This is a genomic window from Phormidesmis sp. 146-33 (assembly GCF_052939515.1).
Genome location: NZ_JBJPHU010000044.1, coordinates 34,626 through 48,184, shown reverse-complemented (window position 1 = coordinate 48,184; position 13,559 = coordinate 34,626). Strand labels below are relative to the sequence as shown.

The following is a 13,559-nucleotide window of genomic DNA, read 5'->3' as shown; positions in this document are numbered from 1 at the left end:
GATTGCTCAGTCAAGCGAAATCTAAAAAAGATGAAAAAGCACCTTGAAAGGGCTGCTACTAGCATCCTTAAAGAATGAGTACGATCGCGACCAAGATCGCCACGCCTGCGAGAACGGTAGACCAAATTTGATGACCACTGCGGAGGGTTCTATTAGCTGTGCGAATTGAGTTCACATCGATCCAGGGAGTGGCACCCCGACGAAACCACCCTGTAACCAAGACGGATTGATTAACCCAATCGACGGGATGAGCAGTAAAAAGGTTGCCGATCGCGCCCAGTTGAGAAACGTAGTGGAGTTTGATACAGCCTGTCGAGGTTTGTAGAATCAAGTCCTGTCCGAGCCAGTTGCCCAGTCCAGAGCGTCCAATTAGGGTGCCTTCGAGTTGAACAAGTGGGCTATCGATCGGGACTGCATTTGGCTTAGTCACAAGATCCGATAGAGAGGAGTCTAATGGCTGAGTGCTCTTTGTCTGGATGTCTGGAAAGAAAGCATTAAATCGGAGAAAGGTGCCTAGCCCAAACCCCAGCAGCATAAAGCTGATGAATAGATCGTAGTCGCTGGCCAGCCAGGTGAGTTGGTCAATCCCAAATTGATAGAGAATTTGAGCGACAAACCAAAGAATTTGAGCCACCAAGTAACCCAGCAAAACGCCAAAAAACGGCGCACCTTGAAGCAGGATTCCCCGACTGGCAACTGGGTTCTGAGCTTCGAGATCCAGTTCGGGGGACAGTTGCCAGTGGTGAGCGTAGTTGGTGATCCGTTGGAGGCGATCGCCCATCAGGGGATGAGAATTATTCAAGGCTAACCAGCGGCGATCGGGATTCACTTGATCCCACATTAGTAACGATTTTATTGAGGTGTGGTGATACAAGCTGCCTAAATGGATCGGCGCATCACAGCCCATCGGGGTCAGCAGGTCGAAGGCTTGGAGCAAGTAGTCGGTTTGCTGATGGGTTTGGGTTGTTTGAGCAGTGCCGACAGTCACTTTTAATAAAGCGCGAGTCAATGCGTTGGGGTTGCCCGTCAGATTACAGGCAGTCCGATCGCTGTATTCCAAACGTTGCCTTGAGAGCCACAATCCCGACCAGCGCAGCAGCCAATAGAGTCCATAGCTGAGAGAAGCGACGATCGCACAAAGGTTTCTACCGATCTCTAACAGAATGGCAATTAGCCGATTTTCTCGCCGTCTCAGGTTGCTTCTTGCTTTTAACCAGTTTCCGGCTCTTGCGGTTTGCCAGTATAAGGTGTAAGGAAATTGCAGGATGATCGTGACCCAGGACAGCAGACAAAAATCCCAGTGAAAAATGTGCGCCAGTTCGCTGGCATAGAGAGTCGCGATTTCATCATCGGTCAGATGGTCGAGCAAACCTTGGCTAACCACCACTCGCGCAACTTTTGGGTGACACCCGTAGCTAAAAGAGAGCGGAATATCGGTCGGCAAAAGACTCAACTGAGGCAGCGGCAGTTTTTGCTGTTGACAGACGCGCTGAATCAATCGATGGGACTCTGGGCTGTACTGTCCTAACGTCGCCGTAGACAGCGGTTTCATGCCATACAGTCCTTTGAGCAATCCGTCTAGCAGCCAGGGCGACAGGACAAAAAGAATAATTAGTCCCAGAAGAATCGTGAAAAAGGGAATTTCGACCGACTGAATGGGGGCGCTCCATTTGAGAACGCTGGTGATAAATCGTGTCCAATAAACCGGAATCGTGGCGATCGCTCCATACAATCCGCTGACCAGACCAAAAAGTGCGATCGCGGTGCCCAGTTGTGCCCATTGCAGTCGAGCCGGGTGTAATTTTTTGAGCGGTTGCCAACGTTGGAGACGAGCGGGGGATTGAGATTCAGAAGTTGGGGGTTGGGGAATTGGGGGTTGAGGAATTGGGGCAATCGGGCGATCAAGCGGTTGCGTAGGGTCTTCGCTGCCAGAGAATTCTTGAGAGGCGACCGGGGCAATGGGGACAAAGACCGATCTCTCTGAGTTACCCGCAAGGGGTCGCTCCGCTCTAATCTGAGCCGCTTCTTGAAATGGGACAAACCCAGTTGAGTCCGGTTCCTCTAATGCGCTGCCTTGCTTGCCTGCTTCCCAAATTTCGCCCAGCGCTTGAGTCGCCCAAGCTCGCACCTTGACATTTTCGCTACGGTTCAATTCTCGGCAAAGGATGGCTGCTTTTTTGGCTCGACCGCTTCGTGCATAGGCCATCACCAATCCCATCTGAGCCTTAGTTGCATCGGGACGATCGAGCGCACCCGCCTGAGCAGCCAAAAACCGCTCCAAAAGTTTGATTGCTTCTGGATAGTTGCCCTGCTTCACGGATGACAAACCTGCTTGTAAAACTTGGTTGGCATCAGCCGAATTGGAGGAAGTCATAGCGTTTTGGTAGATTCACAGCGATTTCAGGAAGAAAGAAGAAGGGATGAGGGATGAAGGATGAGGGATGAAGTGAATTGTATGTCTTCGGTTGGGAAAAGTGGACAGCGATCGATCAACTCACCCTAAAGCCTCTTTCCTACAATCCACCCAAAACTCGTCACCTATTTTCGCTCAAGTTCAGATCTTTTTTCATCCCTCATCCCTCATCCCTCCTAAAGCGCCATTGGCTCCTTACCCGACACCACAGGGGCGATCGCGCTCAACTTTAATTCTGGATGGTCTGCCTGGAGTTGTTGACAGTTCCATTCGTTGCGAAACAGCAGTACGGGGCGTTCCCAACTGTCTTTGACAGTCAGCGTGTTAAAGATTCGTCCCACTTTTTGCAAGGACTCCCAGCCGCCATCCACCCAGCGGGCTACGGTGTAGGGCAAAAATTCGACCTGGGTTTCGACTCCATACTCGTTTTGCAAGCGAAATTGCACGACCTCAAATTGCAGTTGACCCACCGCCGCCAGGATCGGATCGCGCTTGGCATCGTCAGCAGAATACATGATCTGGACTGCGCCTTCTTCTCTCAATTCAGAAACGCCTTTGCGAAATTGCTTGAACTTAGACGGGTTGGGGTTTCTCAAGTAGGCAAAAATCTCAGGAGAGAAACAGGGAATGCCTTCGTATTCGAGCTTTTGACCGTTGTAAATGGTGTCACCGATCGCAAACACGCCTGGATTATTTAACCCGATCACATCGCCCGGATAAGCTTCCTCAATGACTTCTCGATCTTGAGCAAACAGCTTTTGAGGACGCGACAACCGAACTGTTTTTCCGGTGCGCGCATGGCTGACGGTCATATCTTTTTCAAATCTGCCAGAGCAAACTCGCACAAACGCCACACGATCGCGGTGTCTTGGATCCATATTGGCTTGCAGCTTGAACACAAATCCCGAAAACTCTGGATAGGTCGGGTCAATTTCGCCCTGAGTGCTGGTGTGTCCGCCGGGTTTGAGGGCGTAGTCCAAAAAGGCATTGAGAAAGGGTTCGACTCCAAAGTTGGTCATGGCGCTGCCAAAAAAGACCGGAGTCATCTGACCGCAATGCACCGCTTCAAGATCGAGTTCGGGGCCGACCCCTTCGACCATTTCTAATTCGTCTTTGAACTGGTAATAGACCTCTTTATCAACCAGTTGTTCGATTCGCGGGTCGTTGAGATCGATGGTGGTGTCGATCGCTTCTCGACTGCCGTGAACGCTGCGCTCAAATAAGTGAACTTTTTTCTCACGCCGATCGTAGACACCTCTAAACTGGTCACCTGTGCCGATCGGATAGTTGACCGCATAAGTCTGCAAGCCCAATTCTTGCTCGATTTCATCCATCAGTTCCAGCGGTGTGCGACTGGGACGATCGAGCTTGTTGACAAACGTAAAAATGGGCAGCGATCGCAGCTTACACACCTCAAACAATTTACGGGTTTGAGGCTCCAATCCTTTGGCCGCGTCAATTAGCATGACAGCATTGTCAGCGGCCGCCAGCGTCCGATAGGTGTCTTCACTAAAATCTTGGTGACCTGGGGTGTCGAGCAGATTAATTTGACAGTCTAAATACTCAAATTGCAGCACGGTTGACGTAATTGAGATACCGCGCTGCTGCTCCATTTCCATCCAGTCAGAAGTTGCGTGACGCTGGGCCCGACGAGCTTTTACCGCGCCTGCTTCATGAATTGCGCCTCCGTAGAGCAGCAGTTTTTCGGTGAGCGTGGTTTTTCCTGCGTCGGGGTGAGAAATGATGGCAAAGTTGCGCCGCCGATCGACTGCTTGCTGCAATTCAGCCTGGAGTTCAGTGGACATGCTTAGATGGGGAGAGATAGATTCAAGAAACGATCAAGGGATACCAACAAGTGATACCAATTCGCGGCTGGCGCTACAAGTCTCAGACTTTAGACTTTAGACATTAGACATTCGATTAAAGTCCAGTGTCTAGAGTCTTAAGAAGTGAATTGGTCTTACGATACCTCTTTAAAGATAGCGAGGAAAGGTTTGTTAAGGGCGATAATTCTGATCGGGAAACCGTCGATCGCGCAGTGTTGACTCTTTTGATAAGTCCCTTCGATAGAAAGCGGAAGGTTAAGATCATGGAAGACGTTGCTCAACGAAAGCTGTTATCAGCCGTCTGTCACGGCTCAATTTTCTTGAGCTCGCTGATTGTGGCGATCGGGATTCCCATAGCGATTCTCTTGGTTTCAGAAGACCCAGTAGTCAAAGAAAACGCTAAAGAAGCGATCAACTTTCACATTAATTTGTATATCTACGGCATTCTTTTCTCGCTGCTGATTTTTGTGTTGATTGGGATTCCTTTGCTGGTTTTGCTGGCAGTTGCTAGTTTTGTCATGCCTATTATTGCGATCGTCGATGTCGCGAGTACACCTAACAGACCTTATCGATACCCCTTCATCTGGCGATTGCTTTAAAGCACGTTCCTATCTTGTCCGTGAAATTACGGCTTCTTAATCAGAACTTCACTAAAGTGTGACAAATTTTGCTCAATTTACTTTGTAGAATGGGTGAGCAACAGTAAGTCTTATAAAGTCCTCTACCGTTGGACAGCCAACTTCAAGCATCTACCGAACTTAGCAAAACACACAGTAGACTCCCGTGAAGACTTGAACTCTGAGGATTTCATTCAGGTCTCATCACTGCTGCGTAGCTCTCTGTGTTCGTGGTAAGTCGGAGCGATGTCGTACTTTTTATACAAGAAAATAATGAGCCGCTTCAGTGGTTTAGAGGCGATAGTTTCGTGCGTCGGAGGCGATCGTCATGAGAGAAATTAATGGGTCTACTGATCCTTCGCTGACCGTCAGCCCCAAGCTTAATAACACTCGATCTCCCCTCGACCTCAAGCCGAATAACGGGCAAGGATATCGCTCCTCCGCTTCAGGTAAAACATCAATCGCCGCCGTGCAAACTGCCTCCACTCCAGAGCTTTTTTGGTACAACACGAGCACAGCAGCGACGACAACCTGGGTGATGGATGGAACCACGAAAGTGGGCGATCGCCGCCTCATCCCCCTCACGCCGCTTACCGACCTTAACTGGAACCCAGTCGGCACAGGAGACTACAACCGCGACGGGCAAGACGACATTCTCTGGCGCAACCGAGCCACTGGACAAAACGCCTGGTGGGTGATGAAGGGCGATCGCGTTCAGTCTGTGGCCTATTTAATGACGGTGACTGACCTTAACTGGAACGTGGTCGGTACTGGAGACTACAACCGCGACGGGCAAGACGACATTCTCTGGCGCAATGCTGCAACGGGTGACAATCTGTGGTGGGTGATGAACGGCACAACGATCGCCAGGGTAGGATCTGTGCCGATCGAAAAAGCTCTGTCCAAGACGATCGTCGGGGTGAGTGATTACAACCAGGATGGGCAGCTTGACCTGCTGTGGCGAGACTCGGCAACGGGCGAAAATCGCTGGTGGGTGATGAATGGCAATACGACTACAGATCGACCCCTCCTGCCGCCCGTTGCCCCTGACCTCAACTGGGAAGTCGCTGGGGCAAGTGATCTCAATCGTGATGGTCAGAGCGATCTTGTCTGGCGCAATACGGTCACAGGTGACAACACAATTTGGTTGATGAACGGTACTTCGATCGCGGATGCTGTCACCTTACCCAAAGCCGATCCTAAGCTGCAACTCGTTGGCTTTCTCAAGGGCACTGTGGCTCCCAGGGTGACCCCGACTGTTGCAATTGCGGCCAACCTAGTCGCTGCTCAAAGTATCGATATGAGGGCGATCGCCCAAAGACAACCTTCTGCCAGCTTTTCGTCGAGCGATCGCGTTGACGGCAGCAACCTCAGTGATTTCTATCGCTTTAACGTGTCGCAATCGGGTGTCTTTAGCGCCAATTTGACTGGGCTAACGGGGGATGCTGATGTGCGGCTGATTCAAGATAAAAATCAGAATGGCGCGATCGACTCCGATGAAATTCTCGCGTGGCAATGGGAGCGGGGCACCATCAGCGAATCGATCCGGCGCTTTCTATCCACAGGTGACTATTTTGTGCAGGTGATGAGCTACGGCGGACAGACTGCCAGTTACGCCCTGGGGACAAGCTTCGCCGCCGCTCTATCAGACTCCCAAGCGTTTGAATTTGAAATCAGTTTTGGGCAAAGTCTGAGTGGGATAACCCAAGCTACCAAAGACGCAATCACCTCGGCGGCTGCTTATTGGGAGGGCATCATTACCTCTCGCAGTGCGATTACTCGTTCTGGCCCGCTAAAGATCTTGATTCGCGGGGAGAGCCTCACCAACTCAAACGGAACGCCGGACACGGGCACGCTGGCACTTTCGGGGCCTGACTTTGATCTAGACGGCCCCAATCTCGTCATCAGTGGTGGAAGCAGCACGATCAACCTGCGACGGTTGGCTGAGTTTGATGCTAATCCTGGCTACCTGCGAGAAATCATGATCCACGAGTTTGCTCACATTTTGGGCTTGGGCACGCTGTGGGAACCTGCGAGATTCAGGAACTCAAATGGCACGATCTTTTCGATCGGCAAAAATCTCGTCAATCGAGCCACTTCAACCTATAGCGCCAACTCATATGCAGGTTGGGCTTATGGAGAGTTGTTGGGGACGGCTGGACAGGTGGCCGTTCCGATCGAGCCACAGGTTTTTGCCCATTGGGACGAGAGCCGCTTTGATACAGAACTGATGACCCCCTTTGCAGAAACCCCTGGAGTGACGACTCCGACCAGTAAGCTGACACTGGCAGCTTTACGCGACCTGGGCTGGAACATCAATATGGGGGCGGCTCAGGTTTATACGCTTCCGGGGACAGCGGCGGCCGCTCCTATTCAGACGGCGATCGCTAGCAGTGGGACACGGGCCGCCTATCGAAGCAGTTGTGGCTGTGGTAGCTGTCTGGCAGCAGCGTCACGAATTCATGCAGTCAGCGGGCTTTCGGATGCTTTTCCACGGGTTTAGCGTGAACTCGATCAAATCCTTGGCTGCGGTTATTACTCCGGGCAGCCCCCTAAATTCCCCAAGTTTGGGAGACTGTGAACAAAAATCCTATCCGAAAGTTCCCTAGAATTGGGCGTTGGGGGGCGAAAGTGCTGAATCACGAAGCGAAAAAACGCCATCGAATTCACGCGGGTTTAGCGTTGATTTCTTGAACGCTTTTTTAAAATAAAACTGCCCACGACCTGAATTGAGGCCATGGGCATAGGGACAGTTAAACGCTTGGTTGTATTGTCATCAAATTTTCTCGCTTTGAGCCATTCTCTAGGACGGTTGATAGAGTGTCCATTGATCTGACAAGGTATAGGAGTTTCGCCTCAAGTCTGAAGCTCCTTATTGGATCAAAATGGCGGTTGCAAACGCGATCGCAAGCACTTTATCAGATCTTTTGAGCATAGGTTCGATGAATTTTTTCGCTTGGGTATAGTGCTTTGCCTCCAACCTTTCAATTTCGGAGGACTTTGAGACAAGAATTCTAGTTGCGGGGAGATTCATCGAGCTGGGGTTAATTCAGGGCTGTGGAAGAAATGGGATTTTGGATCAATTCCGGTTTAGCGTTTCTTAGCGTTGAGAAATATAGAGAGCCTTTTGAATCTGTGAATGCGGTTGCTTGGGTCGATCGCATCTTTCAGGACATCGACCCTCGTTTCAGGCGGTTTTGGGATTGAACGGGTTGAGCATTGTCTCGTCTCCTGATCAAAAACGGTTCAGGTTGTAGATTTGCCAGTAAACTATGCCGCTAGGACACCTTTTGTTCCCTGGAGACCATGACCTTTCTTTCTCCGCTCTATGGCTTATTTTTGCTCTGCGTCATTGGCATTTATTGGTCTGTGCAGCAGCAGTGGTTGCGATCGTGGCTGCTTTTTCTCACCAGTCTGATTTTCTACGCCTCGCTGCAAGCTCAATATATTCCTCTTTTATTGGCGGCGACCTATAGCAATTTTATTTTGGGGCGGGCGATCGGGGCCCCTCCAGATTGGCGTATCGAAGATTGGCAGTTTGCTCAACAAGATTGGAATCGTCGTCGCCTCAAGCTGCTCTGGTTTGGGGTGGTGATGAATGTGCTGCTGTTGGTCAGCTTTAAGTATGTGCCGTTTATTTTGTCGTCGATCGGCGGTCTTTTGGGCTGGTCGCTCGCTCAACAAGGTGCCAACTGGACAGACCAACATCTGATCGCACCGTTGGGGCTGAGTTTCTTTTGCTTTGAGTGTATTGCTTATCTGGTGGATGTCTATCGAGGCGCACCCGCCACCCAGGAATTTTTGGATTTTTCGGCGTACAAGCTGTTTTTTGCCAAGCTGATTTCGGGCCCGATCGTTCGCTATCATCCGTTTGCCGAGCAGGTGCGATCGTTGAAATTTCCGCGAGTTGACCAGATTGCGGAAGGGCTGTGGCTGATTGCCTGTGGTGCGATCAAAAAGGGACTGGTAGCCGATCGCTTGGATATTTTTGTCCGGCTGAGTTTTGACAATGTGCAGCGGGCTGGAAGCGGAGATTTGTGGCTGACTATTTTTGCTTATGGGTTGCAGCTTTATCTCGACTTTAGCGGCTATGTAGATGTGGCGCGGGGCAGTGCGTTGCTGTTGGGCATCAATTTGCCGCAGAATTTTGACTTTCCCTATTTCAGTACGAGTATTGCTGATTTTTGGCGACGCTGGCACATCACGCTGGGCGACTGGTTGCGAAATTACCTTTACTTTCCGTTGGGTGGGTCGCGTCAGGGGTTGATTCGCACTTGTGGCAATTTGGTGATTGTCATGTTGATTGCGGGTATTTGGCATGGGGCTGCTTGGGGGTTTGTGCTGTGGGGAGGACTTCACGGTTTGGCGCTGGCCGTTCATCGATTGACGGATCTTTGGGCGCAGCGATCGCCCTCGGTTCAGAAATTTTGGCAAAGCATTCCTGGGGTTCTCGTCGCCTGGTTGTTGACTCAACTGATGGTGTTTGCCGCCTGGATCTTCTTTCGCTTGCCCAATCTTAAGGATTCTCTTTTTGTCGTTCAAAAGCTGTGGGGACAGACGGCAGATATTCAGTTTGCTCAGAAAGTTTATGGAGAAGCGATCGGGCTGTATCCCCCTCAGATTTTTGGGGCGCTGTGTGCGATCGTCTTTTGTATGGGAGTTGCCTATCTGCTGCAACGCAATCTCAAACTACAACTCACCTGGCATATCAAGCTGTTTCTGATTCCGCTCTGTTTGTTTGCGGTGTGGCTGCTGGCTCCCGAAGGAGGGTCAAGATACATTTACTTCGATTTTTAGCGTCCTGTTTGAAGTTTCAAAGTCCCCCAGACTGGGGGATTTAGGGGGCGAGGCGGACTGGAACGGAGCGACAAAAATCTGTTCATGACTCCTTTAGAATTGCTATATTTCAAACCGCAATGGTTCTATTTCAAACCGGAAAATTTCCGGTTTGAAGTGGATTCACACGATGCAAAGCTCTACCAACCACGAAAGAGTTATCAGTCAACCAGGGCATCATTCTTAAATTTTGAGACAACCCACATCTCATCCTGCATCATGGAAGTAGAGTTTCTGAGAGCAACGTCTAATGAGTCAGGAAACGATATCGATCGCGGTGCAGCCGCCCAGTCATTCTGAAAATACGCGCACTCGATTTTGGGGCACCGTCACCCTGTTAGAAGAAGCCAAGCGCTATCGCATCAATCGCATCGAACTCAAGCCCGGACATCACATCACCACGCAAATGCACTACCACCGCAGCGAACATTGGGTCGTCGTTTCGGGAACGGCAAAAGTGATTTGTGATGGAGATGAGAAAATTTTGATCCAAAAACAATCGACTTACGTCCCGGCTTGCACGGCGCATCGAGTGGAGAATCCGGGTGTGATTCCCTTGGTGCTGATCGAGATTCAAAACGGCGAGTATCTTGGAGAAGATGACATTACTCGCTTTGAGGGCGACCCTGAAGATGAGAATGGTATCAAAGCCCAGTCTAAAAATTAGAACTAAGAGTTGAAACCATGAGTCCTCAAGTGATTCAACAGTTGCCGATTCCGGGCCATTTCGATCGCGCCAAAGTCGGCGATGTCTGGCGGGTGCCTTATCAACAGCGAGCGATCGACGCAGAAGTTTGGGCAAAACAAAACGGCATTCGTCCGGCGGCTGACGATCTATTTCGGGTGTGTCTACTGGCGATCGATGTGCAAAACACCTTCTGTATCCCAGAGTTTGAGCTATTTGTAGGCGGGCGATCGGGGAGAGGAGCGATCGATGACAATCACAGACTTTGTGAATTCATCTACCGCAACCTGGGTCAGATTACCGAAATCGCGCCGACGATGGACACTCACAGAGCGATGCAAATCTTCCATCCGATTTTTTGGATCAATCCAGCGGGCGAACATCCCATCCCGACAGCGACGATGATCACGCTAGACGATGTAAAAACGGGCGTGTGGAAGGTCAATCCAGCCGTCGCTTATAGCTTGGGAAATTACGAATCGCTGCAAAGTCACGCGCTCCATTACACGCAGCAGCTAACCGACAATGGCAAATATCCCCTAACAGTTTGGGCGTATCACTCGATGCTGGGCGGAATTGGTCACGCGCTGGTGTCCGCCGTCGAAGAGGCGATGTTTTTTCACTGCATTGCGCGAGGTAGTCAGACAAATTTTGAAATCAAGGGCGACAACTCACTGACCGAAAACTATTCTGTCTTGCGTCCCGAAGTCATGAATGGCGTAGATGGCGTGGCGATCGCCCAAAAAAACAGTCGTCTGATCCAAAAACTGCTCAACTTCGATGCCGTCATCATTGCGGGTCAAGCCAAAAGTCATTGTGTCGCCTGGACGATCGCTGATCTATTGACCGAGATTCAAGCCATCGATCCAAGTTTGGCTAAAAAAGTTTACCTGCTAGAAGATTGCACGTCTCCGGTGGTGGTGCCGGGAGTGATTGACTTTAGCGATCAGGCAGACCAAGCCTTTGATCAATTTGCCGAGGCAGGAATGCACTTAGTTAAATCCACCGAACCCATGAGCGAGTGGCTTTTAAAGTAGAAAATAAAGTAGAAAACGTGCTTTCACACTCCAGCTTTAAAAATTTGGTCAGCCGTTAGCTGAAGATTTGGGAAGGTTGTCGAAAGGATTCGATCGTCCCCTCGAAATTGCTGAACCTGATACTCACCATCCATTAACTGATAGATAGAAATCGTCGGAGTTTTGGGAGAACCAATATAACGGACGGCTCCTAACGCTTTGAAGTCTACAATCCAATACTCAGCGATTCCAAACTTCTCGTACTCGGCTAACTTGATCAGATAGTCATCTTGCCAATTGGTGCTGACCACTTCGATCACCAGAGGCGCAGATTCTCCCCGGATAATGGTTGAAGCTTTCTCCCATAACGGCTCGGTGGATAGAGATTGTCGATCGAGTACCACTAAATCCGGTTTGTAAGCATTGCGAGACGTGTTGGGTTTGACGGTACAAGTTCTCGGCAAAAAATAAGGCAACTGCTGACGACGAATCTCAAAATTTAACTCAGCTACCCCAAATGCAATGACTTCTTCATGGCTGCCAGTTGGATTCACCTCAACCATTTCTCCATTGATCAACTCATAAATGCCGCCATCGTCTGGATACTGCGCTAAAAACTCTTCAAAAGTCAGAGGATTCGCGAGTTGGATCATAAGAATTTTCCTCTAAATCTGACACTTAAAGCTGACACTGGGGGCAAAAATGGGACGATCGTCCCGCCAGTTTCATCCGTTCTATCGTCGTCTCGCAAGTCTTACAAGCTTCTCCATCGCGACCGTAAACCCACGCCATGCCGCCATAGTTGCCATTCACACCCGACACATCCCGAAAATCGCTAAACGTGGTGCCTCTGGCAGCGATGCTGTCTTGCAAAACTTGAATGACCTTCGATCGCAACCGTTTAATCTGACTTTCCTGCAAATCAGCGCACAGCGTTTTGGGGTGAATGCCGCTCAAAAAGAGGGCCTCATCTGCGTAGATGTTGCCAACTCCTGCAACCAACGCTTGATCGAGAAGAGCAGTCTTGATCGATCGCTGTCGATTCTTCAATTTTCCTGCAAAGTAGTCGTCTGAGAACTCTGCTGAAAAGGGTTCGGCTCCCAGGCGTTGCAGTCCCGTGATGATCGTTTTAGGGTCATGCGCGATCGGCACCCACCACATTTGCCCAAAGGTTCGCTGATCCACAAATCGCAGTTCTCGCTCGTTGGGAAAAAACAGCCGGACTCTCGTGTGTTTATGCAACGGTTCGTCTTGACTGACCCAGAGAAGCTGCCCCGTCATTCGCAAATGAACGCCCAACCAAGAGGAATCTGAAGCATTTTCAGGCGTGAGTTCTGCCAGCAGGTATTTTCCGTAACGGTGCCACTGAGCGATCGCCATCCCTTGCAGTCCTGTCAAAAACTCGACGCTGGAATGGGGATGAGCGACCGTGCGATCAAGCAACACCTCGCCCCCTTGAATCTGCTGGTTCAGCGTTACCTGATTTAAGCCAATGCGAACCGTTTCAACTTCAGGAAGTTCTGGCACAAAAATAGACCCTAGACAGAGAATGAAAAACGAAGGATTGAAAATGAACGGCTGGGTTCATCCTCTCTTCATTTTGACTCATTCCGTCTAAGGCCTTGAGATTGAATTGTCGGAGTGAGTTACCGAGCTTCCGTTCCCTGGTTAGCATCGCCCTGTACTTTGGGGCTACCGCTGGGGGTTTCTGAGGTTGAGCTTTGTTTGGCTGCGACCCCGCTTCCAGTTTGACGAGTTGCCGCATCGATCGGGGTTTGCTTGCCACCGGGAATTGTTGCAGAGGGCTTCTTACTGGGTGGTGCAACCTCTACAAGCTCGCTCTTGGCGAAGTTGTTGGTGTTAACCCCGGAGTAGCTCACCTTGTCAAACCGAACGATAACATCGTATTTGATGCCACTTTGGTCGATCGACGCAACGGTGCCGACATCTTGAAACCAGTAGGATTCTTTGCGAAGGATACGAACTTTAGAACCACGCTGAACCATGAGTATTTTTTCCTTTTATGATCAAACTTCAACTCATACAGCCAATTGTCATCACTTTACTATGGAGTGGAAAAGCTTCGACTCTCAAGGGCTTGGGTTGAAACAAACCGAAACAATTGGGAAGAAGTGAGGAGTAAGGGGTGAGGCGTGAGGAGAGGGT

At 50.2% G+C, this 13,559-nt stretch carries 10 protein-coding genes; 5 read left to right on the top strand and 5 right to left on the bottom strand.

Features of this window, described 5'->3' with window-relative positions; all coding sequences use genetic code 11:
- Positions 1-67 precede the first annotated feature (67 nt).
- Entirely contained in the window at positions 68-2,374 is a 2,307-nt protein-coding gene (locus tag ACJ2PR_RS18215; protein WP_446878041.1) for a M48 family metalloprotease, read from the bottom strand.
- A 215-nt stretch (positions 2,375-2,589) separates the two neighbouring features.
- Complete coding sequence (prfC, locus tag ACJ2PR_RS18210; RefSeq protein WP_446878040.1) at positions 2,590-4,218, bottom strand: peptide chain release factor 3; 1,629 nt, start codon at positions 4,216-4,218, stop codon at positions 2,590-2,592.
- Between the two features lie 284 nt (positions 4,219-4,502).
- Here prfC and ACJ2PR_RS18205 point away from each other — a divergent pair, with 284 nt between their 5' ends.
- The 5 genes from ACJ2PR_RS18205 to ACJ2PR_RS18185 all read left to right on the top strand — a co-directional run bounded on the left by ACJ2PR_RS18205 (position 4,503) and on the right by ACJ2PR_RS18185 (position 11,414).
- Positions 4,503-4,838 carry a DUF4870 domain-containing protein gene (locus ACJ2PR_RS18205; protein WP_446878039.1) on the top strand — a complete coding sequence of 112 codons (336 nt, stop codon included), beginning with the start codon at positions 4,503-4,505 and terminating at the stop codon, positions 4,836-4,838.
- Positions 4,839-5,184: 346 nt separating this feature from the next.
- Positions 5,185-7,359 (top strand): FG-GAP-like repeat-containing protein, encoded by a 2,175-nt coding sequence (locus ACJ2PR_RS18200; RefSeq protein WP_446878038.1) that lies wholly within the window; start codon positions 5,185-5,187, stop codon positions 7,357-7,359.
- An 803-nt stretch (positions 7,360-8,162) separates the two neighbouring features.
- Positions 8,163-9,653, top strand: a complete 1,491-nt coding sequence (locus ACJ2PR_RS18195) for an MBOAT family O-acyltransferase (RefSeq protein ID WP_446878037.1) — start codon at positions 8,163-8,165, stop codon at positions 9,651-9,653.
- Between the two features lie 289 nt (positions 9,654-9,942).
- On the top strand, positions 9,943-10,359 hold the full coding sequence (locus tag ACJ2PR_RS18190; protein ID WP_446866473.1) for a phosphomannose isomerase type II C-terminal cupin domain: 417 nt from the start codon (positions 9,943-9,945) through the stop codon (positions 10,357-10,359).
- A gap of 17 nt (positions 10,360-10,376) precedes the next feature.
- The gene (locus tag ACJ2PR_RS18185) at positions 10,377-11,414 is read left to right on the top strand and encodes an isochorismatase (protein ID WP_446878036.1); all 1,038 of its coding nucleotides are present in this window, start codon (positions 10,377-10,379) and stop codon (positions 11,412-11,414) included.
- Positions 11,415-11,437: 23 nt separating this feature from the next.
- Here the strand turns inward: ACJ2PR_RS18185 and ACJ2PR_RS18180 are convergent, their stop codons facing one another.
- From ACJ2PR_RS18180 to ACJ2PR_RS18170, 3 genes are all read right to left on the bottom strand, one after another.
- Positions 11,438-12,046 carry a Uma2 family endonuclease gene (locus ACJ2PR_RS18180; protein ID WP_446878035.1) on the bottom strand — a complete coding sequence of 203 codons (609 nt, stop codon included), beginning with the start codon at positions 12,044-12,046 and terminating at the stop codon, positions 11,438-11,440.
- A 25-nt stretch (positions 12,047-12,071) separates the two neighbouring features.
- Complete coding sequence (locus ACJ2PR_RS18175; protein ID WP_446878034.1) at positions 12,072-12,920, bottom strand: DNA-formamidopyrimidine glycosylase; 849 nt, start codon at positions 12,918-12,920, stop codon at positions 12,072-12,074.
- Positions 12,921-13,039: 119 nt separating this feature from the next.
- Positions 13,040-13,399, bottom strand: coding sequence for a photosystem I reaction center subunit IV (locus tag ACJ2PR_RS18170; RefSeq protein ID WP_446878033.1), 360 nt, complete (start codon positions 13,397-13,399; stop codon positions 13,040-13,042).
- Between the last annotated feature and the right edge of the window lie 160 nt (positions 13,400-13,559).

Bases quoted from the DNA above. Each gene is read 5' to 3' on its own strand.
- ACJ2PR_RS18195 (WP_446878037.1), top strand. From the start codon at position 8,163: ATGACCTTTCTTTCTCCGCTCTATGGCTTATTTTTGCTCTGCGTCATT.
- ACJ2PR_RS18215 (WP_446878041.1), bottom strand. From the start codon at position 2,374: ATGACTTCCTCCAATTCGGCTGATGCCAACCAAGTTTTACAAGCAGGT.
- ACJ2PR_RS18170 (WP_446878033.1), bottom strand. From the start codon at position 13,399: ATGGTTCAGCGTGGTTCTAAAGTTCGTATCCTTCGCAAAGAATCCTAC.
- ACJ2PR_RS18200 (WP_446878038.1), top strand. From the start codon at position 5,185: ATGAGAGAAATTAATGGGTCTACTGATCCTTCGCTGACCGTCAGCCCC.
- ACJ2PR_RS18185 (WP_446878036.1), top strand. From the start codon at position 10,377: ATGAGTCCTCAAGTGATTCAACAGTTGCCGATTCCGGGCCATTTCGAT.
- prfC (WP_446878040.1), bottom strand. From the start codon at position 4,218: ATGTCCACTGAACTCCAGGCTGAATTGCAGCAAGCAGTCGATCGGCGG.
- ACJ2PR_RS18205 (WP_446878039.1), top strand. From the start codon at position 4,503: ATGGAAGACGTTGCTCAACGAAAGCTGTTATCAGCCGTCTGTCACGGC.
- ACJ2PR_RS18190 (WP_446866473.1), top strand. From the start codon at position 9,943: ATGAGTCAGGAAACGATATCGATCGCGGTGCAGCCGCCCAGTCATTCT.
- ACJ2PR_RS18180 (WP_446878035.1), bottom strand. From the start codon at position 12,046: ATGATCCAACTCGCGAATCCTCTGACTTTTGAAGAGTTTTTAGCGCAG.